General features: G+C 60.4%; 20 protein-coding genes and 1 other RNA gene. 7 read left to right on the forward strand and 14 right to left on the reverse strand.

The window, feature by feature from the left end:
• Window positions 1-82 precede the first annotated feature (82 nt).
• The 3 genes from I6L44_RS07295 to I6L44_RS07305 are packed head-to-tail and all read left to right on the forward strand — an operon-like array spanning window position 83 to window position 3,055.
• Window positions 83-1,198 (forward strand): glycosyltransferase, encoded by a 1,116-nt coding sequence (locus I6L44_RS07295; RefSeq protein ID WP_216953728.1) that lies wholly within the window; start codon window positions 83-85, stop codon window positions 1,196-1,198.
• 31 nt (window positions 1,199-1,229) lie between these two features.
• Window positions 1,230-2,423, forward strand: coding sequence for a glycosyltransferase family 2 protein (locus I6L44_RS07300; protein ID WP_216953730.1), 1,194 nt, complete (start codon window positions 1,230-1,232; stop codon window positions 2,421-2,423).
• On the forward strand, window positions 2,420-3,055 hold the full coding sequence (locus I6L44_RS07305) for a sugar transferase (protein WP_042052827.1): 636 nt from the start codon (window positions 2,420-2,422) through the stop codon (window positions 3,053-3,055). Before I6L44_RS07300 ends, I6L44_RS07305 begins: the two co-directional genes overlap by 4 nt.
• 292 nt (window positions 3,056-3,347) lie before the next feature.
• Here I6L44_RS07305 and I6L44_RS07310 read toward each other — a convergent pair whose 3' ends face one another.
• From I6L44_RS07310 to I6L44_RS07335, 6 genes are all read right to left on the reverse strand, one after another.
• Window positions 3,348-4,349: a glycosyltransferase family 4 protein gene (locus tag I6L44_RS07310; protein ID WP_216953732.1), complete on the reverse strand. Its 1,002-nt coding sequence runs from the start codon at window positions 4,347-4,349 to the stop codon at window positions 3,348-3,350.
• An 80-nt stretch (window positions 4,350-4,429) separates the two neighbouring features.
• A complete protein-coding gene (locus I6L44_RS07315) occupies window positions 4,430-5,920 on the reverse strand; it encodes a SpoIIE family protein phosphatase (RefSeq protein WP_216953734.1) in 1,491 nt (496 codons plus the stop codon).
• Between the two features lie 23 nt (window positions 5,921-5,943).
• Window positions 5,944-6,612: a tyrosine-protein kinase family protein gene (locus tag I6L44_RS07320; RefSeq protein ID WP_076493047.1), complete on the reverse strand. Its 669-nt coding sequence runs from the start codon at window positions 6,610-6,612 to the stop codon at window positions 5,944-5,946.
• A gap of 1 nt (window position 6,613) precedes the next feature.
• Entirely contained in the window at window positions 6,614-8,719 is a 2,106-nt protein-coding gene (locus tag I6L44_RS07325; RefSeq protein WP_216953736.1) for an SLBB domain-containing protein, read from the reverse strand.
• Between the two features lie 18 nt (window positions 8,720-8,737).
• Window positions 8,738-9,154 carry a hypothetical protein gene (locus tag I6L44_RS07330; RefSeq protein ID WP_216953738.1) on the reverse strand — a complete coding sequence of 139 codons (417 nt, stop codon included), beginning with the start codon at window positions 9,152-9,154 and terminating at the stop codon, window positions 8,738-8,740.
• Complete coding sequence (locus tag I6L44_RS07335) at window positions 9,151-9,501, reverse strand: STAS domain-containing protein (RefSeq protein WP_050514374.1); 351 nt, start codon at window positions 9,499-9,501, stop codon at window positions 9,151-9,153. The genes I6L44_RS07330 and I6L44_RS07335 overlap by 4 nt, the downstream gene beginning before the upstream one ends.
• A gap of 338 nt (window positions 9,502-9,839) precedes the next feature.
• On the opposite strand from I6L44_RS07335, the gene I6L44_RS07340 reads away from it, so the two are divergent.
• Together I6L44_RS07340 and I6L44_RS07345 are read left to right on the forward strand one after the other, a co-directional pair.
• On the forward strand, window positions 9,840-10,331 hold the full coding sequence (locus tag I6L44_RS07340; RefSeq protein ID WP_043819743.1) for a molybdopterin-dependent oxidoreductase: 492 nt from the start codon (window positions 9,840-9,842) through the stop codon (window positions 10,329-10,331).
• A gap of 8 nt (window positions 10,332-10,339) precedes the next feature.
• A complete protein-coding gene (locus I6L44_RS07345; RefSeq protein WP_216953740.1) occupies window positions 10,340-12,166 on the forward strand; it encodes an ATP-binding protein in 1,827 nt (608 codons plus the stop codon).
• Between the two features lie 321 nt (window positions 12,167-12,487).
• On the opposite strand, the gene ffs is transcribed toward I6L44_RS07345, so the two are convergent.
• From ffs to I6L44_RS07385, 8 genes are all read right to left on the reverse strand, one after another.
• An RNA gene (ffs, locus tag I6L44_RS07350) (signal recognition particle sRNA small type) lies at window positions 12,488-12,584 on the reverse strand.
• Between the two features lie 102 nt (window positions 12,585-12,686).
• The gene (locus tag I6L44_RS07355) at window positions 12,687-13,475 is read right to left on the reverse strand and encodes a sulfite exporter TauE/SafE family protein (RefSeq protein WP_203118038.1); all 789 of its coding nucleotides are present in this window, start codon (window positions 13,473-13,475) and stop codon (window positions 12,687-12,689) included.
• Between the two features lie 105 nt (window positions 13,476-13,580).
• A complete protein-coding gene (arcD, locus tag I6L44_RS07360) occupies window positions 13,581-15,017 on the reverse strand; it encodes an arginine-ornithine antiporter (RefSeq protein ID WP_005336921.1) in 1,437 nt (478 codons plus the stop codon).
• 358 nt (window positions 15,018-15,375) lie between these two features.
• Window positions 15,376-16,155: an SDR family oxidoreductase gene (locus I6L44_RS07365; RefSeq protein ID WP_216953742.1), complete on the reverse strand. Its 780-nt coding sequence runs from the start codon at window positions 16,153-16,155 to the stop codon at window positions 15,376-15,378.
• A gap of 52 nt (window positions 16,156-16,207) precedes the next feature.
• Window positions 16,208-17,110 (reverse strand): 3-hydroxyisobutyrate dehydrogenase, encoded by a 903-nt coding sequence (mmsB, locus tag I6L44_RS07370; RefSeq protein ID WP_216953744.1) that lies wholly within the window; start codon window positions 17,108-17,110, stop codon window positions 16,208-16,210.
• Window positions 17,111-17,161: 51 nt separating this feature from the next.
• Window positions 17,162-18,274, reverse strand: coding sequence for an enoyl-CoA hydratase/isomerase family protein (locus I6L44_RS07375; protein ID WP_216953746.1), 1,113 nt, complete (start codon window positions 18,272-18,274; stop codon window positions 17,162-17,164).
• An 18-nt stretch (window positions 18,275-18,292) separates the two neighbouring features.
• Window positions 18,293-19,075 carry an enoyl-CoA hydratase gene (locus tag I6L44_RS07380; RefSeq protein WP_216953748.1) on the reverse strand — a complete coding sequence of 261 codons (783 nt, stop codon included), beginning with the start codon at window positions 19,073-19,075 and terminating at the stop codon, window positions 18,293-18,295.
• 140 nt (window positions 19,076-19,215) lie between these two features.
• Window positions 19,216-20,373, reverse strand: a complete 1,158-nt coding sequence (locus I6L44_RS07385) for an acyl-CoA dehydrogenase family protein (protein WP_216953757.1) — start codon at window positions 20,371-20,373, stop codon at window positions 19,216-19,218.
• Window positions 20,374-20,693: 320 nt separating this feature from the next.
• On the opposite strand from I6L44_RS07385, the gene I6L44_RS07390 reads away from it, so the two are divergent.
• Window positions 20,694-21,836 (forward strand): isovaleryl-CoA dehydrogenase, encoded by a 1,143-nt coding sequence (locus I6L44_RS07390; RefSeq protein WP_144712818.1) that lies wholly within the window; start codon window positions 20,694-20,696, stop codon window positions 21,834-21,836.
• The gene (locus tag I6L44_RS07395; RefSeq protein ID WP_216953759.1) at window positions 21,833-23,434 is read left to right on the forward strand and encodes a carboxyl transferase domain-containing protein; all 1,602 of its coding nucleotides are present in this window, start codon (window positions 21,833-21,835) and stop codon (window positions 23,432-23,434) included. Before I6L44_RS07390 ends, I6L44_RS07395 begins: the two co-directional genes overlap by 4 nt.
• Window positions 23,435-23,442: the final 8 nt, after the last annotated feature.

The raw sequence follows: 23,442 nt of genomic DNA on the forward strand, positions 1-23,442 counted from the left end.
TGGGCAGATCGCAAGAGTGGTACAAGATTCGCATTCTCCCGCTATCCGGGGTGTCACCCCTTCCCTTGCCGGAGCGCGAACCATGTTGTCATCAACCCCGTCGCACAGACCCCATCCTCGCAGAAGCTCCATCGTACAAATCGTGCAGCACCTGCAGCCCGGCGGGCTGGAGACCATGGTGCTCAACCTCACTCAGGCGAGCCCCGCCGAGCAGCCGGTGCATATCATCTCCCTCGAAGGGCGCAAAGAGGATGTGCTAAGAGCGTGGCCAGCCCTGCATCCCTTTGCTGGCAATATTCACTGTCTGGAAAAGCCCGCGGGCTGGTCGCTGGCGACCCTCTGGCGGCTCACCCGGCTGCTGCGCCAACTCAAGCCCGTCGCGGTACATACCCACCATCTGGGGCCCATGCTCTATGGCGGGCTGGCCAGTCGGCTGGCCCGGGTGCCCACCCTGGTACACACAGAGCACGATGCCTGGTATCTCGATGATCCCCATCAGCGCACGCTGGCCCTGTGGGGGCTGCGCGCCTTCAAGCCCATTCTGGTGGCCGATGCCACGCCGGTGGCCAACCAGCTGCTGGCCAAGCTGGGACAGTTGTCGCCAACCGTGATCCCCAACGGCATCGATGAGCTGCGCTTTGCCCCGGGCGCCGCCGCCCTCGCCCGTCAGGAGATGGGGCTGCCGCAAGGGGTCAAGTTGATTGGCTGCGCCGCCCGCCTTGAGTCGGTCAAGGGTCACACCTTGCTGCTGGAGGCGGTCCGCACCCTGCCACAGGAGGTGCATCTTGCGTTGGCAGGGGTCGGCAGTTTGCAAAATGCGTTGCAACAACAGTGTCAGCAACTGGGGATCGCCCATCGGGTCCATTTTCTGGGGCTGGTCGAAAACATGCCACGCTTCTATCAGGGGCTGGATCTCTTCTGCCTCCCCTCGCTGGCGGAGGGGATGCCGCTCTGCGTGCTGGAAGCACAGGCCTGCGGGGTGCCGGTGGTGATGAGCGACGTGGGGGCGGCCAGAGAGATCGTCTGCCAGGCCAGCGGCCATATCCTGTCGGAGCGGGATCCCGGCCGCCTTGCCCAGCTTCTGGCACAAGGGTTGCTGCAGTGCCATAGCCTGCGTGCCGTCACCCGAGAGTTTGTGTGCCAGCAAAGCTGCTTGAGCCGGATGGCTCAGGCCTATCAGCAGCTTTACAGCCGCTGATCAAGTGACCCGATGACCAGAGGAGCATCCCATGGAATGGATCATGATCGTGTTCTGGCTGTGCGCTGTACTGGTGGTCTACCACCATGTGGGCTATCCCCTGCTGCTCAAATTCGGTGGTCGGCAGGCGCGCAAGGTAGCCAATCCGCCCCGCCCCCTGGATCGGGGATTCAAAACAGACGCCACCGATGAGGCGCTGCCGACCATCACTTTGCTGATGCCGGTCTACAACGAGGCGGCAACCATCGCGGCCAAGCTGCAAAACCTCGCCAGCCTCGATTACCCCGCCGACAAGCTGTGGGTGCATGTGCATTTCGACGGCTGCAGCGACAACAGCTACCCCATTGCGCTAAGCCAGCTCGGTGATCCCGCCCTGCAGCAGTTGCAGATCAGGCTGTTTGATCACCCCCGCAATCGCGGCAAGGTCGCCGTGCTCAACGAGGCCATGACCCGGGTGCACAGCGATCTGGTGGCCCTCACCGATGTCTCGGCCCTGCTGCCCATCGACAGCTTGCTGCTGGCGGTCGCCCATTTTGCCGATCCCAAGGTAGGGGTGGTCGGGGAAGCATACCGCTTCTGGCAACCGGGCTCACAGGGCGAGGAGAGTTACTGGCACTATCAAAGCCAGATCAAGCTCTGCGAGTCGGCCCTTGGCGGCATGCTGGGGGCCCACGGGGCCTTTTACATGATGCGCCGGGAGTGCCTCACCCCGCTGGCCGCCGATACCATCAACGACGATTTCATCCTGCCGATGCAGGCCATCGCCAAAGGGTATCGGGCGGTCTATGACAATCGCTGCGCCGCACTGGAGCTGGAAGTTTCCGATGCCGTGCTGGAGGCGACACGGCGCCAGCGGATCGGGGCCGGCAACACCCAGCAGCTGCTGCGGTTGCTGCCCCTGCTGCACCCCAAGTTCGGCTGGGTTGCCTTCAACTTTGCCAGTGGCAAGGGGCTGCGGGTGCTGATGCCGCTCTGCCTGACCCTGCTGTGGCTCTGCGCCATCCCGCTGGCCACCCAATCCCTGCTATTTCAGCTGTTGCTGGGGCTGCAACTGCTGGGGTATCTGCTGGTCATCCTGATCCAGCTGACCCCTGTGCACCCCTGGCCCAATCTGTTTCGCAAGATCCACTATCTGGTGCTCGGACACTGGTACAACGGCATGGGCACCCTGCGCTACTGCCTGCGCGCCCCCATACGTTTCATGTCACAGGAGAAAGCCGTATGACACACCCCATTCCAAGATTGACCCTGGTGGTCAAACGCAGCATGGATCTGCTCGGTGCCACTCTTGGCCTGCTGTTGACGCTGCCGTTGTGGCCGCTGATCATGCTGGCCATCCGGCTCGATAGCCCGGGGCCGGTGTTCTTTCGTCAGCTGCGGATCGGGCGCAGCCACGCCACCCATACCGAGCTCTTTTTCATGATCAAGTTTCGCACCATGCGCGCCGACGCCGAGGCGGCTACCGGGCCGGTCTGGTGTGGCAAGGGGGACAGCCGGATCACCCGCAGCGGCGACTTCCTGCGCAAAACCCGGCTCGATGAGCTACCGCAGTTTATCAATGTGCTCAAGGGGGAGATGTCGCTGATCGGCCCCCGCCCGGAGCGACCCGGGATCGCCAACCGGCTGGAAGATGCGGTGCCGTACTTTATCGAACGCACCTATGAAGTGGCCCCCGGCATTACCGGTCTGGCGCAGGTCAATCAGGGTTACGACGAGTCGCTGGATGATGTGCGCAGCAAGCTGGCGTTCGATCTGGCCTACTCGGTTGCCCTGCTCCACCCCTGGCGCTGGCTGGTGCAGGATATGCATATCATCGGCAAGACGATTGCCATCATGGTCGGCAAGAAGGGGCGCTAATTCCGCCGCGCCGACCTCAACCATATCTCAACGCCCATCAGGCCATTGCCACTGCAATGGCCTTTTTTATGGCGCATCTTTGTGGCACGTCCGCAGTGATCACTGAGAAGTCAGCGATCTGATCGCCATCATCTGGCCCCATCCATCCACAGGCCGGATGTCCGCTTGACCAACCGCAGAAACCCGAGCGTTGCGTGATCACAGAAGCAATCCGCCCCCTGCAACCCCTAACACCGGCACATAAAAAAACGAGTGGCCAGCGGCCACTCGTTTTGACAGGTTTCTCCGTGATTCAGGCGCCGTAGACGGCCAGAATATCGGTCACTCTGTTGCTCACGCTGTATCCGCGGGCGATGGTGTTGCGGGCCGCCTGACTCATTTTGCTGCGCACCACCCCATCGCTGCGCAGCCAGTAGTTGACCAGCTCCGCCATATCCCGCACATGGCCGGGCTCCACCAGCCAGCCATTGGATTTATGGTCGATCAGATTGACCAGGCCCCCCACCGCAAAGGTACAGACCGGTATGCCGTGAGCCATCGCCTCCAGGGCCACCAGCGGCAACCCTTCAAAGCGGGAGGTGATGCAGAGCAGGTCGATGTTGTGCCACTCATTGGCCATGTTCTGGAAACCATGAAGCTGGACGCGATCACCATACTGCTGCAACAAGGCACTTTTCATGGGGCCATCCCCGTAGAGATGAAACGCCCCATCCGGGCAGAAGGCGGCCAGCTGGCAGAATGCCTCCGGCCCCTTTTCCGGCGAGAGGCGGCCGACAAAGGCAATCCGGTTGCCAGTTACCGTAGCCGGCGTCGCAGGCATGGGGACGAAGTTGCTGATCACCGTGCTCGGCACAGGCAATTTGCGAGCGATGGGCTCGCTTACTGCAATACACTTCGCAAAACGCGCTGTAATGCGATCCAGCCAGCTGTAAAACTTCAGCAATCCCTCCCCGTCATCCCCACTGTGAAAGGTCGAGACCACCGATTTACCGGTGAACCTGGCTGTCAGCCGCCCCAGCACCCCGGCCTTGTAGCCGTGGGTATGGATCAGCACAGAAGCAGGCTGGCGGGCCAGACGGCGCATAAAATCGCGGCTGTTTTGGCACACCTCGTAGGGCAAGCCCTGTTGTTTGAGCAGGGTCGTAAAGGGGGTCATGCCGTGGTTGCTCACCAGCACTATGGTGGGGCGAAATCCCCTGGCCAGCAGATCGTTGGCCAAGTGGATAATGTGAACTTCTATTCCACCGACCTGACGTGCATCGATGGCCAGCCAGATCTGCTGCATGGGTAACATAAGGCCCTCCTCCCGTGGCTCCATGCCACCTGAAATGAGGCGTTGCATAGAGCGGGCCAGTCAGGCAAAGAGGGGCTGGATCAGGCGCCGGGACAGGCGACCAGCAAGAGGGTCATGTCATCGAGGGCGGCATCATTGATGCGCTCATCAAACCAGCGGGCGATGCGATGAGCCAGTTGCTCAAGACCGGGCCCCGAAGTCAGGCAGATCTCTTTTAGCTGCGACTCCCAGCGCTGGCGCTCTGCGGCATCACGGCTATCAAGCAGGCCGTCGGTCCAGAACAGCAGGATCTCGCCGGGCTTGAGCTGACGCTCATTGGTCACGAAGTGGGGATCCGGGCGCAAACCGGGCAAGGGGCCGGTCACGCCGACCTGACGGATGGTGCCGGGCCCAACCAGCCAGGGCGCCGGGTGGCCCGCGCTGGCCCACTGCACCCGCCCCTCGTTGCCGAGTTCAATGCAGAGGGTGGTGAGCAGGGTAGCCCCAAGGAGCGGATCACTGTGAACCGCATTGGACAAGATGGTCAGCAAACGGGCGGGGGCGCGCTCCAGATCGTGCGCCGTCAGCAAACCGCGCAGATAACCGGCATAGGCATGGGCAAAGAACTTGGCTTCTGCATCGTGACCCATCACATCCCCGAGCCACAGCACCCGATCCTTGACCAGCAGAAAGTCCCCGCCCCCCACGGTGGCCGCGCGGGTTTGCAACGCCAGCTGGTATCCCCCTATGGAGGTGGCGGGCAATAACGGGCGCAGCGCCGAGGTCATGCGCTGATCCAGCTGTTCGCCCCATTGCGACTTGAGCTGCTGCGAGCGTTGCAGCACCCGCGAAACCGCCAGCAACAGGTCCTGCTTGGTGATGGGCTTGACCAGAAAGTCATCGATCCCCAGCGCCCCCGCCCGACTCTGGGTCCACTGATCCTGATGACCGGTCAGGAAGATAAAGGGCACCCCCTTCATCTTGGGATCCTTCATCAACTGCTGGCGCAGCCCAAAGCCATCGATCCCCTCCATCTCGATATCGGAGAGCACCAGCGCGGGGGGCTGCTTTCCAAGCGCCAGCAGGGCGGCATGGGAGTCGGCATAACTTTCAACCCGGTAGTGCTCATGGAGATAGGCGGTGAGCAGGGCACGCATCACCTTGTCATCGTCGATCACCGCGAGCACCGGCAGTTGGTTGACCGGGCCCTGCTGGCGAAGAGTCACGCGATTGCGCTCACCGTCGCGAGAGAAGTGCACCTCGGCAAACAGCTGGTGCACCAGCGCCAGCCCGTATCCCCCCTCCTGCAGCTCATCGGGTAACGGCGCGCTGGCAAGACCGGGTTGCGGGCCGCCATCATCCTCCAGTATCAGACTCAAGCCCGTTTCATCTTCTTTCAGCGTGAGCCAGAGCCGGGTCGCAGGAGGAGCTGTGTGTTTGACGCTATTGGTGGCCAGCTCACTGAAACAGAGCAGCCAGTTGGCTTGATCCTTTGGGGAGACCTGAAACAGGGAGAGTCCCTGTGCCAGCCGGTTGCGCAGTTCGCGCACCGCCTGCAGGGTTGCCGGAGCAGATCGCAACCAGTCATCCATATCGGGCCTCCATCAGCGAGCGATCAGATCCGGAAATTGAGCAAGGCGCTGCGCCGACACCAGCGCTTGAGCCATTCGGTCACCCGGTTACTGGGCAGCCGGTTGAGTTCGCGCAGGATCTCGCTGGCCAGCCCCGGGTTGAGTTTGTCGTTATAGACAGCGCCAACCAGATTGGCCTCGGCACGGGTCAGTTTATCCACCGCACTTTGTACCACGGTCGTCGGGGTCACCCCGGCCAATACCACCAGCAGCGCCCCTTCACAGGCCCCACACACCTGATCGGCCGGAATATTGCCCCGATTGAGGGCGGTGAGCGGCGAGGTATCGAAGATCACCACATCGTAATGCTCCAGCCAGCGAACCAGCAGCTGACGCAAGGTATCCTTGTTGCGAAAGGCCATCAGATCCTTGCCCGGCGCCGGGAGCAAGGACAAGGAGCGGCCAGTGGCCACAGGCTCGGGCACATCATTGGGACCCCAGGCAACCGCCGTGGCGCGGCCGGGGTGATAGAGATTGAGATCCACCAGCAGGGTGCGCAGCCCATCCGCCTCCGAGCGCCTTGCCAGCGCATCGCAGATGGAGCTCACCCCCTCTCCCCCTTCTGACGAGGTGACCGCCAGCGAGCGGATCCCCCGGGCGACCGTCGCCGCGTAGAGGGATTCGAGCTCCAGATATTGAATGGGGATGCTCATATCAAAGCGTCCCGACCAGGGCCACCACCGAAATCGTGGTCAAAATGTCGCGCATGCCATCCATGAAAATGGCCCAGTTGCTGCTCTTGCTGTCAGGGATAAAGACGGTGTCCCCTGCGCGCAGCACCGGTAACTGGCTAAAGTCGGGCTCTTTGGCAAAGCCGTCGAGATCGAAGCTGCGGGCCTGATCCCCCTGACCACTGGTGGCCATGTTGATCACCACAATCTTCTTGATATAGGCGCTGCTGGTCGGGCCCCCTGCCTCGGCCAGCAGATCCAACAGGGTCATGGAGGAGTCAAAGCGGTAGCGACCGGGACGGGCTATCGCTCCCAGCACCCGAATGGTGTTCTCCTTCGGCTCGTCGAGCCAGGGACGATTCTTCTCCGGCAGGTAGATGGAGTCGCCGGGCAGCACCTTGGGCAGCAAGGTTTCATCGCCGGTTTCAAAGTAGAGAGCAAGGTCGAGCTTGCTGACCCGCGCCGTGCTGCCACTGCGATGGGCGATACGCACATTGCGCAGATCCGCCGCCGCAGTCGGACCATCGGCGGCAGACAGGATGTCGATAAAGCCCATCTGCTCATTGAAGGCATAGCGACCGGGGGCTCCGACCTGACCGAAGATATAGATGGAACTGTCCGGTGACTGGCGCACCCACTGGGACTTGTTGTCACTGGGATCGGTGGGCAGCTCGGGGATCATGATGGTGAATCCGGCCCGGATCTTCGGCAGGCTGGCCAGCGCCCCGCCCTGATGAAGGAACTTGTCGAGATCAAACAGGGTCGGCGTGGCCTGCCCCCCTTCGGCGGTCAGGATCTGCACCTTGGCGATATCGGCCCGCTCGTTGGGTCCTCCGGCGTGGGCGATCAGATCCAGCAACGACATCTCGTCAGACCATTCATAGCGGCCCGGGATCCGCACCGCCCCCATCACCATCACCGCCCGTCCGGGTGCCACTTTCAACCAGGACTTCTCGTTGATATCGGTCTTTTCCGGCACAAAAATGGCATCACCGGGTTTGACTTGGGGAAGCGCCTTTTGCATCCCTTCGGTATAGGCCTGCAAGTCGATGGGTTCGATCGTGCCATCGGTGCGCAGCAAACGGATCTGGCGACTCTCGGCATAGCGGGTCGGGCCGCCGGCATTGGCCAGAATATCGAGGAAGGAGTCCCCTTCCCGCCCCTCATAGGCGCCGGGTTTGAACACCTCGCCCATGATGTAGATGGTGCGCGCTCCCCGTTTTATCTGCTCTTCATCCTTGGGCACGAAGATGGTGGCGCCCGGCGCCAGATTAGGGAGCAGCTTGTTGTTGCCGGAGTCGAGATAGGCTTTGAGATCGAACAGTTCGGGGGCATCACCATTGATCACCCGGATCCGCTCCACCCCGGCAAAGCGGGTCACCCCACCGGCTCGCATCAGCAGATCCACGATAGAGTTGCCGCTCTTGAAACTGAAGGCGCCGGGGCTGTTGACCTCGCCAAATACCTTGATCGCCTTGCCGGTATCGCCATCCCCACCTGCCGCCAGGGTCGCCGCATCAAAATCGATCTGCACGTTGCCGATCAAAGGCGATGCGGGCACGAACACCACATCGAGGGATTGCAATGGCGGCAACACGCTGGCATCGCCGGTATCGAGATAACGCTTGTAGTCGAAGCTAGAGACCGTGCTGCCACGCCGCACCTGCATATTGTTGAGCTGGGCACCAGGCACCAGACCGCCAGCGGCATCGAGGGCCATCTGCACGTTGCCATCGGGCGCCAGATCATAACTGCCGGGTTTTTTGACATAGCCCATCACGCTGATCAGCAGCCGCTTTTCCAGCAAGGTGACGGTCAATTGAGAGAGGTTGTTGTAAACAGGTTTGAGGGCGGTACGGATCAGTTCATCCGCCTGTGGCAGGGTCTTCCCCCCCACCACGACATTGCCAACTTCAGGCAGTGCAATCTCTCCCTGCTTGTTGATCTGGAAAGGTTGGTCAAAAGCAGGCTCACCGGGTTGCACTATGGCCAACCGATCACCGGGAGCCAACAAGGTGGAAGCCAGTAACGGGCAGGTGAACAACAGCAAGAGAACACAGATCAATCCTTCGAGAGAGCCCCGTTTCATAGACATCCTTTTCGTCTGTTACGTCTGCCCCCATTGGCGTAAGGGGTGCCCTGACCAATCAGCACGACAGCCATCCGCTGTTGTCTGTTGCAGCCGCAAACGTACTTGTTGTAGTGATTGTGCCAACACGGTCTGACGCCAGGCTACATCCGACCAGAGCCGTCCGTGCATATCCCGTTCGATATCAATACGTTGAGATTGTAGTCTTTTCAACTCGGCAGGCATACACCCCTGCAGACTCGCTTGCTTTAATTCCGTCAGCTGCAAGTCGAGTTCCTTCTGACGCTCATCATAACGAGACCAGACCCGCCGTTCATCCTCATTGACCGGAATTCGGGTGGGTCTTGCCTCCGCCATGCCGCCATACCCCTCCGGCGGCCACTGCGCGCAACCCGACAGCAGGATGGATGAGAGCAGGATACCAACCCGCTTCATGATGCAGCGGCCATCATGCCGCGAGAGCGCATATAGGCTTTGATGCTCTCATGGCAGGGGATCACCCGGTCGATATGCAGCATCTCCAGCAGGTCATGAGGTTGGCCAGGCCCACAGACAAGCGCCATCTGATGCCCGTTCATAATCAATCTTTTATAGAGAAATACCAAGGCTCCGATACCCGACGAGTCGATAAAGTGAACATCGCTGATATCGGCCAGGATATCTCCCGGGTGGGTCGAGAGGGTTTCAAACAACGGGCGGAGCTCACTGACGGCCATTGCGTCAAACTCGTTTTCCAGTACCACGACCTGGGTATCATTAAGGGTGTAAGTCATGCTTTCCATTGCTAGCTCCTTGTCGATTCTCAGACTATTTGCTGTCACGGCATTCAGCACTTTGCAAATGTTATGCCGGGCAGTGCCACGGCACTTGTTCTCCAAATGATACTCTTTGCGCCTTATTCGCCGACACCCACGCCTCGTTTTGATTGCCAAATTGCAATTAACCTCCCCCGCACGTTGCAAACTGCAATTCACCTGGGCCGAGATCGCCCGATAACAGGCTAAATGACTGATAATTCAAGCCCATTAGACCGGGCCCGATTATTGCTTGCCTTTGCACACAGCTCACAAGCCACCGTTGGCTCGGCCCCCATGCCGCCATATTCCAGGAAGGAGAGATCATGAAAGCAGGCCTTTACATCGCACCACTGTTGGCAGCCCTTTGCGGCACCGCATACGCAGCCCCCTCCCCTGACAGCGCCGTGTTGAAGGTTGAAGGCGCCATCAGCAGCCCCACTCATCAGTCTCTGGCCCTGTGGGACAGCGCCATGCTGGATCAACTACCGGTACACGAAATCAAAACCCATACCCCCTGGTATGACGAAGCCAAGACCTTTCGCGGCCCGCTGCTGCAAGATGTATTGGCCAAGGTCGGGGCAACCGGCAAACAGCTCACCATTACCGCGCTCAATGACTACTCGGTACAGGTGCCGACAAGCGATGCCGAGCAGTATCGGGTCATCCTCGCCCGCACGATCAATGGCAAGCCACTGTCGGTGCGTGACAAAGGGCCGCTGTTCCTTGTCTATCCGTTCGATCAATATCCCGAACTGCAAAACAAGCTCTATTACGGTCGGGCTATCTGGCAGATCAGTGCGATAAAAGTGGAGTAGATCCCATCATGCGTTCCATGGCGGCCAGTCAACGTTTCTTGTTTGTGGTGCTTTGTGTGCTGCTCCTTGCCTTTGCCGGTATTGGTACCATCCAGTACCGGCAATTTCAGGATCTGCAGCGCAGTACCAGCCAGGGCGAAGACAACGTGATGTGGAACTATTTCCAGCTCTATAACGAAGCGCTGCGTTTTCAAAGCTCGCTGCTCCATGAGTCGCAACCGACCTTCCAGCTCAGATACGATATTCTGGTCAGCCGCATGGATCTGGTGTTGGAGAGCAAGGATCGCAGCCTGCTTCAGCAAACAGAGATCTACCAGCAGGCAAGCAAAGCCATTCGATCCTACATCTCTCTGGCGGATATCTGGCTCGGCCCGGAAGCCACCAAGCCGCTCGACAATCTTGCCCATCAGGAGCTGCGCCAACAGCTTGCCTCCCTGCTCCCCCTGCTCCATCAGCTGACTCTGGAGGTGAACCAGCAGGCGACCCTGTTTGATGTGGCGCGTCGCGACAGCGTGAGGGAGCAGATCATCACGACGACACTCATCGCAACCCTGCAATTTGCGCTGCTCTTTGTGCTCGCCCTGCTGATCTGGCGGCAAATGAATATCTCGTTTCTGCAGCACAAACTGATGCAGCAGCTCAATGACAAACTGCTGCGGGCAAATCAGGCGGCAGAGGCAGGCACAAGAGCCAAAAGCAGCTTTTTGGCCAACATGAGCCATGAAATTCGCACCCCCATGAATGGCATTCTCGGCATGCTCTCACTGCTGGCCGACCGGGATATGGATCCGAGGGAGCGAGACTATCTGGAGACGGCGCGGGAATCGGCAAACCATCTGCTCGGTCTGCTCAACGACATTCTGGATGTATCCAAGCTGGAAGAGGGCAAGATCGAGCTGCAACTGGCCCCCCATCACTTGCCCCAGCTGCTGGAGGATATCCGGGCCCTGATGCAGAGCAACTGCGATGCAAAAGGGATCAAGCTGACCCTGGCTGTTGCCCCCGATACGCCGGAGTGGTTGATGATCGACCCGCTGAGAGTGCGCCAGATCCTCTTCAATCTGGTGAGCAATGCCATCAAGTTCACCCATCAGGGAGAGGTCAATATTCGCGTTGATAGCACCCTGTTGGAGCAGGATCGCCACTCGATACGCATCTCGATCCAGGACACCGGGATCGGCATGAGCAAAAGTCAGCTAAAGAACCTGTTTCAACGTTTCGCCCAGGCGGATGTCTCGATCACCCGCCAATATGGCGGATCGGGCCTGGGACTTGAAATATCCCGTAACCTCGCACGCCTGATGGGCGGCGATATCTCGGTAGAGAGCAGCGAGGGACATGGCAGTACTTTTACCTACATCTGGCCCGCCAGAGCCACGACCCCCTCGATTGTTTGCCTGCCGTCCAAACCGCTGGATCAGGAGAGTTATCGCATCTTGCTGGTTGATGACAATGCCACCAACCGCAAGGTGATCGGCGCCATGCTCGACTCCGTGGGCCATCAGGTCACACTGGCCGTTCAGGGAGAAGAGGCGCTGGAGAAACTGGGTCACACCGAATTTGATCTGGTGTTGATGGATGTCCAGATGCCAGTGATGGATGGCCTGGTGGCCACCACCCGGATCCGCACCTCCCAGATGCCTTGGGCAGATATCCCCATCATCGCCCTGACGGCTGATGCGATGCCGGAATCCAAGCAATACTATCTTTCCCATGGCATGAATGGATATATCACCAAGCCCATCAATAAAGAGACGCTGCTAAGCGAGATAAACAGACATATTTCCCATGGTCGGCTCAAATACAACGCCACCCTGCGTGTCACCAAGCAATAACCCCCCCCCCTGATTCCGGGCTACTGATTGCTCATGTGGGGCAACATTGACGTCTGCAGGCAACTGAATGGGCTTGGGTCTGGAACCCACGCAGGCAAGCCGCTTCGCAACAGCTGCACGGGCCGTCGGCTTGTCTCGGGTATGCAGGGATTTTTTGATCTCTTTGCGGCGACCACAGGGGAGCGTGGTGACTTTCCGGTAATACCAGATGTCGTGGGGACTGAGCCAGAGATTCATCGATGAGCTCCTCGTCGTCCACACAAAGTGGATGACCAAGGGCTTTAGGAAGCTAACTTATTGAATTGCAGAAACAAGTGGTGGCCCTACCAGCCACATCCCGGCACTCGAGTCCCCCGCCTTGGCTGCTACCTTCCGGTCCTGACCAGGTCGACGGGTTATCAATGCGAGAGGACCAATAGGACCACCGGCGAGGAGAATAGGCAAACTGGGCGTTCAATGCAACGGCTTTCTACCCTCCAACAGATCGTTTGCCTTATTTTTCAACAATCTGCCGAATGAATCAGCTAAACAGCATAAATTTCGCCCCCACCAGCAGCATCAGCAGAGCAAATGCCTGCTTGAGGCGTCTTGGTGACAATCGGTGTGCCAGCTTGGCACCAAGGCGGGCAAACTGGGTACTGGTCAGCACAATGCCGAGCAGCGCTGGCAGATAGATGTAGCCCACACTCCACTCGGGCAGATCGGCATGACCCCAACCCGCATAGAGGTAGCTGAGGCTCCCCGCCAGCGCGATGGGCATGCTGCAAGCTGCAGAGGCCGCTACCGCATTGCGCATTGGCACCGAGTTCCAGCTCAGGTAAGGGACGGTGAGCGAGCCACCGCCAATGCCAAACAGCGCTGACATCCAGCCAATGATGGTACCGGCGATGCCTGTGCCGAACGCTCCTGGCAGGTGTCTTTCCGCCTTGGGCTTAAGGTTAAGCCCCATCTGTAGCGCCATAGTCCAGGCGAAGCAGCCGATAATGATATTGAGGGTACTGGCACTGAGCAGATTGGCCGTCATACCACCGAGCCAGGCACCAACCAACATACCAGCCCCTAATCGGCGGATCATCACCCAGTCGACGGCGCCCGCTTCCTGGTGCGCTCTAAGCGAGCTGAATCCGGTAAAGATCATGGTGGGAAGGGAAGTGCCCAGGGCCAAATGGGTAATGATTTCGGGTTCAAATCCCATCGCCCGAAAACTGACCACCAGCACGGGAACAATGATCAATCCACCGCCAATCCCGAACAACCCCGCCAGCATACCGGCAAAGGCGCCCAGCAGGAGGTAACCCATAAACAGCATAAAAATTCCTGTGTTAAACAAAAACTGGCCAACACGGCCGGGCAACAGTGGATATCTGCATGAAAAAAAAGAGATGGCGCGAGGGCCATCTCTTCATTGTGCCGTTTAGTGCAGTGGAATGGTACCGTCCATCACCTTGTAGAAGGCCAGCACGGCACAGCCAAGCAGGGCCGCCGTCATCCCCTGCTCCAACCGGTTAAGGCCGCGCAGACCGTGATGCTGACGTGCCTTCCAGTAAATGAAGATGCCCGGACTATAGAGCAGCGCCACCAGCAACAGGTACTCCACACCAGCAGCGTAGACCAGCCAGCAGCCGTAAACCGTCGCCACCAGGGCCAGCAGCAGGTCACGCTTGCGCTGATGAGGTTGACCCTGATAGGTCTCCCCTTTCAATGCCAGCTTCAGGCCATAGGCACCGGAGAAAACGTAGGGCACCAGCGCCGCCGAGGTGGCGATGTTGACCAGCGCCAGATAGGTGCTGCTCTGGAAGTAGATGATGATCAGGAAGATCTGCACCAGACAGGTAGAGCACCAGAGGGATACCTGCGGCGAGCCGTTCTTGTTCTCCTTGGCAAACCAGCCCGGGAAGACGCCGGTCTTGCCTGCGATGTAGGGCACTTCAGCGGCCAGCACGGTCCAGCTGAGCAGCGCCCCCATCACCGACACCACCAGACCGATGTTGATAAGCCAGGCGCCCCAGGGGCCGACCACGGCCTCGAGGATCATGGCAGTCGAAGGGTTCTTGAGCGCCGCCAGTTGCGGCTGGCTCATGACACCCAGCGAGAACAGGGTCACCATCACATAGAGTGTCAGGGCGCCGAGCAGCGCCAGCACGGTGGCACGGCCCACATCCTTGCGATGACGGGCACGGGCAGAGACCACCACGGCCCCTTCAATCCCGATAAAGACCCAGAGGGTCACCTTCATGGTGGACTTGACCTGATCCATCACGGAGCCCAGCTCCATGTTGTTCTGGCCCCAGATATCCAGAGTGAAGGTATCCATGTTGAAGGCCAGCAGGATCGCGACACAGAAGACGATGAGCGGCACCATCTTGGCGATGGTGGTGACGATATTCACCAGCGCAGCGACCTGCACCCCGCGCAGCACCAGCGCATGCACCGACCAGATCAGGATGGAGGCCAGCGTGATGGCGACCGGCGTATTGCCGTCACCGAAGATGACGTTGTCCGGCGTATCGAAGAAGTAGCTCAGGGCGCTGAACACCACGATGGCGTAAGAGACGTTGGCCAGCAGTTGGCAGAGCCAGTAACCCCAGGCGGCGTTGAAACCGATGAAATCGCCGAAACCTGCTTTGGCATAGCTGAAGATACCGCCATCGAGATCGGGGCGGCGCATGGAGAGGTTCTGATAGACCAGCGCGAGACAGATCATGCCAAGACCGGTGATGGCCCAACCCAGGGCGACCGCCCCGGCACTGGCATGCGCAGCAATGTTTTGTGGCAGACTGAAGACCCCGGCGCCGACCATGGAGCCGATCACCAGCGAAATGAGGGCGCCCAGCCCTAGTTTCTTGTCCATTTCAATCCTGTTTATTTAGGCGGCGGCAGAGCGTCCGTATTCATACTGCGCGCAATATGGGAGGGGCTGGGAATCCTGACCCCGTGAAAAAGGCGGCAACTATATTGCATGACTATTCCGACCGCAATCCCTCGTCCCGTCAATCATGCACCGCCTTGACCGCGCGCAATTTTACAGCACTGACCCATATGGCCTGTGAGCTGGCTCAAATTAACCAAGACCCATTGATATTTCTCATTTTTCTGCCAACACAACCTGACTCGCATGGTTCCTGTGCATCGCCATTCAGGCGCTCTCTGTATAAATAATCTGCATAAAAAAGCCCCGGTGGAAACACCGGGGCCCATTATGTAAATCCCTATAAACGCAAACCGCCATCCAGTTCTATCATTCTTCCCGACAGATAGTCGTTGGCAAAAATAAAGCTCACCGTCTCGGCCAGCTGTTGCGCCTCACCAAGGGTGCCGACCGGAATAGCCTGCTGCATCCGCGCCATCGCCTCAGGCTTCATCGCCGCCGTCATGTCGGTGGCAAACACCCCGGGGGCAATCCCCATCACCCGAATGCCATGGCGCGCCAGCTCCCGCGCCCAGGTCACCACCAGCGAGGCAACCCCCGCCTTGCTGGCGGCATAGTTGCTCTGGCCAATATTGCCGGCGCGGGCGATAGAGGAGATGTTGATGATAACGCCCTCCTGCCCCCCTTGCGCCATCAGCGCCGCCCCCTCGCGACCGCAGAGGAAGGTACCTGTGAGGTTGACGTCAATCACGCTCTGCCACTGGGCCAGCGTCATCTTCTCCACCAGCTCACCCTCTTTCACCTTGATCAGCATGCCATCGCGCAAAATGCCGGCACAGTTGATAAGACCGTGCAGCACGCCAAAACGCTCCTTGATGCCAGCAAAAACCGACTCAACCTCGGCTTCGCTCGCCACATTGCAGACAAACAGCTCACACTGGCTATCTTGATCGCACTGATCATTCTGACTGCGCACCAGGGCTGCGGTCGCCTCCAGATCGGCGCGATTGATGTCGAGCAGCGCCAGCGTCGCCCCCTGTGCGCCCAGGGCCAGCGCAATGGCCCGTCCCAAGCCACGTCCAGCGCCGGTAATAACGATGACCTTATCTTTGATATCCATCAATGCTCCTTGTAGCTGGTCGAAGGGAGATGCCTTGAAGAGAGGTGGCCCGTCAGGCGGGATCCTGTTTATCCAGATAGAGTTCGACGATGCTGGAGAAATCACGGCTCCCCTGCCCCTGAGCGGCATGCAGGTTGAACAGGTTACGCGCGAGCGCCCCCATCGGCACAGCGCTGTGGCCATGCTCGGCCAGCGCCATGGCCAGCCCCAAATCTTTCACCATCAGCCGGGTCATAAAGCCCCCCTGATAGTTGCGGGCGGCAGGGACATTCTCCATCACCCCGGGCCAGGGGTTGTAGCGCTCCAGACTCCAGTTGTTGCCGGAGCTCTTGCCCATGATGGTGGAGAGCACGGCGGGATCCAGCCCCTCCTTCACCCCGAGGGCCAGCGCCTCGGCAGTGCCCGCCATATGGATCGCAAGCAGCATGTTGTTGCACATCTTGGCGATCTGCCCTGCCCCCAGCGTCCCGGCGTGAAACAGGTTCTGCCCCATGCAGGCGAGCAGAGGTTTCGCCGCCTCGAAATCCGCCGCGTTGCCGCCAACGATAAAGGTGAGCGTCCCGGCGGCCGCACCGGCGACACCGCCCGATACGGGGGCATCAATAAAGCGCAAACCGCGTGCGCGGGCCGCCTCCCCGACCTGACGGGCAGAGTCGACATCGATAGTGGAGCTGTCGATCACCAGTGCACCAACCGGCAGGGCTGCCAGCAGATCCTGCCCCTCAGACAACCAAAGGTCGCGCACATGCTCCCCCGCAGGTAGCATGCTGATCACCACCTCGCAGCCGGTCACCGCCTCTCGGGCATCCCCCGCTGCGATGCAGCCAGAGGCGATAGCGCGCTCAATGTTTTGGGCAACCAGATCAAACACCTGCACCGTCTGCCCGGCCCTGGCCAGATTGGCCGCCATGGGCCCCCCCATGTTGCCGAGCCCGATAAACCCTATCCTTGTCATCCCGCTTGCTCCTTGCGTTGCTGATGGCGGCGTCCGCCGGTTGCCAAGATGTTATTCCTTGCAGGCCAACGGATTGCGCCCCTGCGGCCAGCGATAGAACTCGTCCAGCCACTCCCCCTCCGGTGGCAACTGTTGCCAGCGGGGATCTTTATCCTTGTCGATCAGCAGTGCCCGTACCCCTTCCACAAAATCCCCCTTGAGCACGCAGTTGACCGAGAGGGTCAGCTCCTCGGCAAATACTTCAGCCAGGGAGTAACGGCGAGCCTGCCAATATTGACGCCACAAAATGGCGCGGCTGATGGGGCTGCCGGTGCGGCAGAGCTGCTGCGCCTGCTGGAGTACCGTCTCCTGTTCATCGAACTGGGCTTCGAACAACCGCGCCAATACCCCTTGCAGCGTGCGTCCCGCCAGCAGGGCATCGATCCTCTGTTGATGGGGCAACAATACTGGCGCAGGCAACCGAGCCGCCACCTCACCATGCAACCCCGTGAGCAGCAGATCGATCTGCTCACGGGGATCACCACTGCCAGTCCACTCGAGCACGGCGAGGCGTGACAACAGCGCACTGCGCTCGCCACTGGCGATGGCGTGATCCGCCAGCCCAAGACCGATGGCATCACTCCCGTTGAAGCGGGCGCCAGTCAGACCGAGCCAGAGCCCCAGCCGCCCCGGCAGCCGGCTTAAAAACCAGCTCGCTCCCACGTCGGGGTAGAGGCCAATGGTCACCTCCGGCATGGCAAACAGGCTTCTTTCGGTGACAACCCGAAAATCGGCGCCAGCAAACAGGCCAATGCCGCCCCCCATGCAGATACCGTCCGCCACGCAGATCAGGGGCTTGCGGTAAGAGTGGATGTGGTGGTCGAGCCGGTACTCCTGCTCGAAAAAGTCGCGGGCATATTCGAACAGTTCCGATCCGCTTGCCTCCTGCTTGCGGTAATAGAAGGAGCGGATATCGCCACCGGCACAAAATGCCTTCTCACCCATCCCCTGCAGCAGTACACAGACGATGGCGGGATCCTGCTCCCAACGGGTCAGCGTCTGTTGCAGGATCTGGATCATCGGCAGGCTCAATGCGTTGAGAGACGCAGGGCTGTCGAGGGTCAACACCCCGATCTGATGGCCATCTTCGGTGGGATAACAGCTAACCTTGACCGGCTCACTCATAAACGGCTCCGTATGGATTTACTCTGTTGGGCCATATTGCCAGCGCGGTAAGCGTTTCTCCAGGAAGGCGGCCACCCCTTCACGCTGATTGGCATCGCTAAAGAGATCGAGAAACAGCGACCGCTCAAGGGGCAAGGCGGCATCCCGCGGGCCACTGCGGCCCTGATTGATCAGGGTTTTGCAGGCGCGCAGGGCGCTCGGGCTCTGGCGCTCCACCAGATGGGCCATCTGGTGCGCCGCCTCCCATGCCTGACCGGTTTTCACCACCTCCTCCACCAGCCCCATCTCGTAAGCCAGCGAGGCACTCACCTTCTCACCGCAGAGGATCATCCGCTTGGCCCAGCCCGGCCCCACCAGCTCGGTCAAACGCTGGGTGCCACCGGCACAGGGAAGCAAGCCCACCGAGGCCTCCGGCAGTCCCAGCAACGCCTGCTGCTCGGAGATGCGGATATCACAGGCCAGCGCCACTTCCAGACCACCGCCCATGGCATAACCATTGATGGCGGCGATACTGACGCCATGAAAACGGGCCAGCGCCTCGAAGGCCTTGCCAAAGGCCTCGGCTACTTCGCGGGCCAGCTCGACATTCCCCTCGACAAACATATTGAGGTCGGCACCGGCGCAGAAAAATTTGTCGCCCGCACCGCGGATCACCAGCGCCACCACATCGGGACGACTGTCGAGCTCCACCATCATCTGCAAAAAGGCCTGCAGGCTGGCGAGGGTCCAGGTGTTGGCAGGGGGATGGTCGAGGGTGATATAGGCCACGTGGCCATGATATTCGAGTCTGATCCTTGTCATAACATTGTCCTTGTCGATGAAGCTGCCGCCATGATGACAGGCTTGAATGACACCAACCTGTGGCTGGCTCACAAAGCCGAAACCGGCATGGCACGGTGCAAATCGGGTGGCAGGCAACACACCCTTGATGCGACCACCGGTTAGCCCAGCGTCAAACCGGGATCGGTCAGCATGCTGCGCGCGATGATGAGTCGCATCACCTCGTTGGTGCCCTCCAGAATGCGGTGTACCCGGGTATCGCGCAGATAGCGCTCGAGCGGATACTCGCGGATATAACCATAGCCGCCAAAGAGTTGCAGAGCCTCATCACAGATTCGATAACCCACATCGGTGGCAAACCGTTTGGCCATGGCACACCAGGCACTCTTGTCCGGTGCCCCGCGATCCAGCTTGTCGGCGGCCTGACGCACCAGCAAACGGGCGGCAGCCAGCTCGGTCGCCATATCGGCCAGGCGAAACTGCACGCTCTGGAATTCGCTGATCGGATGACCAAATTGCTGGCGCTGCTGCACATAAGCCAGCGCATCGTCCAGCGCCTGCTGGGCGGTGCCCACCGAACAGGTGGCAATATTGATGCGCCCACCATCGAGGGCCTGCATGGCGAACTTGAACCCTTCCCCCTCCTCACCCAACCGATAGCAGGCAGGAATGCGAACCCCGTTGAAAACAACCTCCCGGGTCGGCTGGCTGTTCCAGCCCATCTTCTCTTCTGCCTTGCCATAGACGATACCCGCGCTATCTGCCGGCACCATAAAGGCAGAGATCCCCTTCGCACCTTCACCACCGGTACGGGCCATCACCACCAGCACGTCAGTGCTGCCCGCTCCCGAGATAAAGACCTTGGTTCCCTCGATGAGGTAGCTATCACCCTCGCGAGTGGCTCGGGTCTTGAGCGCCGCCGCATCTGAGCCTGCCCCCGGTTCGGTGAGGCAATAGGAGCCCAGCAGCTCGCCACTGGCCAGTTTGGGCACCCACTCCTTGGCAACCTCGGTGGGCAACCAGCTACCCAGCATCCAGCTCACCATGTTGTGGATGGTCAAATACGCCGTGGTCGAGGTACAGCCCATGGCGAGGCGCTCGAAGATGAGGCTCGCATCGAGGCGAGGTAGCCCCAATCCGCCAAACGGCTCCGGGGTATAGAGGCCACAAAAACCTAGCCCGGCCGCCTGCTTGATGGTCGGGATCGGAAACTCATGCTCCTTGTCCCAGCGCGCGGCATGGGGTTTGAGCGCCTCATCGGCAAAGGCGGCGGCCGCCTCCACATACGCCTGTTGATCATCGGTCAGGGTAAAATCCATCTTGTCGTTCACTCCCTTGTTGCCCCACGCTTGTTACCCCGCGCTTACTTTCCTGAGTTAGTGCTTTATGACGCGACGCCCACACGCTGCGTCAGTCGGATCTGCCACTATGGCGCTGTTGTCGTGGTAGCTGATGACGCTCTCATAACTACCTCTCTATCGACACACAACAGATTAACAATTGATTTACGTTTACGCTAACGTAAACTTGTGGCAGAAGTGAAGTACAAAAATGGACCGACCACTGCCAGCCGTAACGCCGAGTCAGCCGGTCGAGCCAACCTTCCTACCCGACTGTCATATCCGCAAGGAGAGCATGGATGCAGATGGATGAGACCCTGAATGCCCTGACCGAACAGGTTGCGGCCTTCTGCCAGAAAGTGATCGCCCCGCGCGCCAGCGAGATCGATCAGAGCAACGCCTTTCCCCGTGATCTCTGGCCCCGGATGGGTGAACTGGGGCTGCACGGCATCACGGTGGTGGAGGAGTATGACGGGGTGAATCTCGGCTATCTGGCCCACGTGCTGGTGATGGAACAGATAAGCCGCGCCAGCGCCTCGGTCGGCCTCTCCTACGGCGCCCACTCCAATCTCTGTATCAATCAGATCCACCGCCACGGCACGGCGGAGCAAAAAGCACGCTATCTCCCCCCGCTGGTGAGCGGCGAGCATGTGGGGGCGCTGGCCATGAGCGAACCGGGAGCCGGGTCCGATGTGGTTAGCATGCGCCTCACCGCGGAGCGCGAGGGCGATCACTTCGTGCTGAACGGCAACAAGATGTGGATAACCAACGGACCCGATGCCGACACCTTCGTCATCTATGCCAAGACAGATACCAGTGCGGGCCCCAAAGGGATTTCTGCCTTTATCGTTGAAGCCGGCACTCCCGGTTTTTCTACCGCCCAGAAGCTCGACAAGCTGGGGATGCGCGGCTCCAGCACCTGCGAGCTGGTGTTCGACAACTGCCGAGTGCCGCAGGAAAACCTGCTGGGCCCCCTGCACGGCGGGGTCAAGGTGCTGATGAGCGGGCTCGATTACGAGCGGGTGGTGCTGGCTGCGGGCCCCCTTGGCATCATGCAGGCCTGCATGGATGTAGTGCTGCCCTATGTGCGTGAGCGCAAGCAGTTTGGTCAAGCCATCGGCGAGTTCCAGCTGGTGCAGGGCAAGCTCGCCGACATGTATACCCGCCTCGCCAGCAGCCGGGCGCTGGTCTACTCGGTGGCGAGCGCCTGCGATCAGGGGCGCACCAGCCGTAAAGATTGCGCCGCAGCCATCCTGTTTGCCGCCGAAAACGCCACCCAGATGGCCCTCGACGCTATCCAGCTGCTCGGCGGCAACGGTTACATCAACGAATACCCCACTGGCCGCCTACTGCGGGACGCCAAACTCTACGAGATCGGCGCCGGCACCTCGGAGATCCGCCGCTGGCTCATCGGCCGCGAGCTGATGGGAGAAAATGCATGAGTCGTATCCACTCCCGCCTCGACACGGCGAGCCCGGAATATGCGGCCAATCGGGCCGCCATGCAGGGGCTGGTCGACGATCTCCACGCCCGCATTGCCGAGATTGCGCAAGGAGGCGGCGCGGCCAACAACGCCCGCCATCAGGCCCGTGGCAAGCTGCTGCCCCGCGAGCGCATCAATCAGCTGCTGGACCCGGGCTCCCCGTTTCTCGAGCTCTCGGCGCTGGCTGGCTGGCAGGTCTATGACGAGCCAGTGCCCGCCGCCGGCATCATCACCGGCATCGGCCGGGTCTCTGGGCGCCTGTGCATGCTGGTGGTGAATGACGCCACCGTGAAGGGCGGCACCTACTACCCGCTCACGGTGAAAAAACATCTACGCGCCCAAGCCATCGCCGAGCGGCTGCGCCTCCCCTGCCTCTATCTGGTGGATTCCGGTGGCGCCTTCTTGCCGATGCAGGACGAGGTGTTCCCCGACCGGGATCACTTTGGCCGCATCTTCTACAACCAGGCCCGCATGTCGGCCCAAAACATCCCTCAACTGGCAGTGGTGATGGGGCTCTGCACCGCCGGGGGCGCCTACGTGCCCGCCATGGCGGACGAATCCATCATGGTCAGGGAGCAAGCCACCATCTTTCTGGCGGGTCCGCCGCTGGTCAAGGCCGCCACCGGCGAGGAGATCAGCGCCGAGGCCCTGGGCGGCGCCGAGGTACACTGCGCCCACTCGGGCGTTGCTGATCATATGGCCCGTGACGATGCCCATGCGCTGGCCATCGCCCGCACGCTGGTTACTCATCTGGGTAACGAGCCGATAGAGAGCAGCCCCGGCTACGAGCCCCCCTGCTACCCGATCGAGGAGCTCTACGGTCTGGTGGGCACCAGTCTCAAACGCCCTTACGACGCCCGTGAACTGATTGCACGACTGGTGGATAGCTCTGACTTTGACGAATTCAAGGCGCTGTTCGGCACCACTCTGGTGACCGGCTTTGCCCGTATTTGCGGCATGGAGGTGGGGATCCTCGCCAACAACGGCGTGCTGCACAGCGACAGCGCCCAGAAGGGGGCCCACTTTATCCAGCTCTGTAACCGCCGCACCATCCCGCTGATCTTTTTGCAGAACATCACCGGCTTTATGGTGGGGAGCAGCGCGGAAAAAGAGGGGATAGCCAAGCACGGCGCCAAGCTGGTCACCGCCGTGGCCTGCAGCCGGGTGCCCAAGATCACCCTGATCGTCGGCGGCAGCTTTGGTGCCGGCAACTACGGCATGTGTGGCCGCGCTTATGAACCCGATTTGCTCTTTAGCTGGCCCAACAGCCGTATCTCTGTCATGGGGGGCGAGCAAGCTGCCGGGGTGCTGGTGCAGGTGCGTCGGGACAAGCTGGCTACCGAGGGCAAAGACTTGAGCGAACAGGAAGCGGCCGCCATCCGCGCGCCCGTGATCGAACAGTATGAGCGCCAGGGTCACCCCTACTACGCCAGCGCCCGCCTCTGGGATGATGGCGTCATCGACCCGGCCCAGAGCCGCACCGTGCTGGCGCTGGCGCTCGCCGCCTGTCAGGGTGCCCGCATTGAACCCGAGCAGTACGGCATCTTTCGGATGTAAGGAGCAAA

It is taken from the genome of Aeromonas sp. FDAARGOS 1414 (genome assembly GCF_019047065.1).
Taxonomy (GTDB): Bacteria; Pseudomonadota; Gammaproteobacteria; order Enterobacterales; family Aeromonadaceae; genus Aeromonas; species Aeromonas veronii_A.

What these genes read in the sequence shown, in the direction of transcription:
- I6L44_RS07310 (WP_216953732.1), bottom strand. Translation starts at nt 4,349, where the DNA reads ATGTTACCCATGCAGCAGATCTGGCTGGCCATCGATGCACGTCAGGTC.
- I6L44_RS07380 (WP_216953748.1), bottom strand. Translation starts at nt 19,075, where the DNA reads ATGACAAGGATCAGACTCGAATATCATGGCCACGTGGCCTATATCACC.
- I6L44_RS07330 (WP_216953738.1), bottom strand. Translation starts at nt 9,154, where the DNA reads ATGAAGCGGGTTGGTATCCTGCTCTCATCCATCCTGCTGTCGGGTTGC.
- I6L44_RS07345 (WP_216953740.1), top strand. Translation starts at nt 10,340, where the DNA reads ATGCGTTCCATGGCGGCCAGTCAACGTTTCTTGTTTGTGGTGCTTTGT.
- arcD (WP_005336921.1), bottom strand. Translation starts at nt 15,017, where the DNA reads ATGGACAAGAAACTAGGGCTGGGCGCCCTCATTTCGCTGGTGATCGGC.
- I6L44_RS07385 (WP_216953757.1), bottom strand. Translation starts at nt 20,373, where the DNA reads ATGGATTTTACCCTGACCGATGATCAACAGGCGTATGTGGAGGCGGCC.
- I6L44_RS07305 (WP_042052827.1), top strand. Translation starts at nt 2,420, where the DNA reads ATGACACACCCCATTCCAAGATTGACCCTGGTGGTCAAACGCAGCATG.
- I6L44_RS07340 (WP_043819743.1), top strand. Translation starts at nt 9,840, where the DNA reads ATGAAAGCAGGCCTTTACATCGCACCACTGTTGGCAGCCCTTTGCGGC.
- I6L44_RS07335 (WP_050514374.1), bottom strand. Translation starts at nt 9,501, where the DNA reads ATGGAAAGCATGACTTACACCCTTAATGATACCCAGGTCGTGGTACTG.
- I6L44_RS07325 (WP_216953736.1), bottom strand. Translation starts at nt 8,719, where the DNA reads ATGAAACGGGGCTCTCTCGAAGGATTGATCTGTGTTCTCTTGCTGTTG.
- I6L44_RS07355 (WP_203118038.1), bottom strand. Translation starts at nt 13,475, where the DNA reads ATGCTGTTTATGGGTTACCTCCTGCTGGGCGCCTTTGCCGGTATGCTG.
- I6L44_RS07320 (WP_076493047.1), bottom strand. Translation starts at nt 6,612, where the DNA reads ATGAGCATCCCCATTCAATATCTGGAGCTCGAATCCCTCTACGCGGCG.
- I6L44_RS07365 (WP_216953742.1), bottom strand. Translation starts at nt 16,155, where the DNA reads ATGGATATCAAAGATAAGGTCATCGTTATTACCGGCGCTGGACGTGGC.
- I6L44_RS07390 (WP_144712818.1), top strand. Translation starts at nt 20,694, where the DNA reads ATGCAGATGGATGAGACCCTGAATGCCCTGACCGAACAGGTTGCGGCC.
- I6L44_RS07395 (WP_216953759.1), top strand. Translation starts at nt 21,833, where the DNA reads ATGAGTCGTATCCACTCCCGCCTCGACACGGCGAGCCCGGAATATGCG.
- mmsB (WP_216953744.1), bottom strand. Translation starts at nt 17,110, where the DNA reads ATGACAAGGATAGGGTTTATCGGGCTCGGCAACATGGGGGGGCCCATG.
- I6L44_RS07375 (WP_216953746.1), bottom strand. Translation starts at nt 18,274, where the DNA reads ATGAGTGAGCCGGTCAAGGTTAGCTGTTATCCCACCGAAGATGGCCAT.
- I6L44_RS07315 (WP_216953734.1), bottom strand. Translation starts at nt 5,920, where the DNA reads ATGGATGACTGGTTGCGATCTGCTCCGGCAACCCTGCAGGCGGTGCGC.
- I6L44_RS07300 (WP_216953730.1), top strand. Translation starts at nt 1,230, where the DNA reads ATGGAATGGATCATGATCGTGTTCTGGCTGTGCGCTGTACTGGTGGTC.
- I6L44_RS07295 (WP_216953728.1), top strand. Translation starts at nt 83, where the DNA reads ATGTTGTCATCAACCCCGTCGCACAGACCCCATCCTCGCAGAAGCTCC.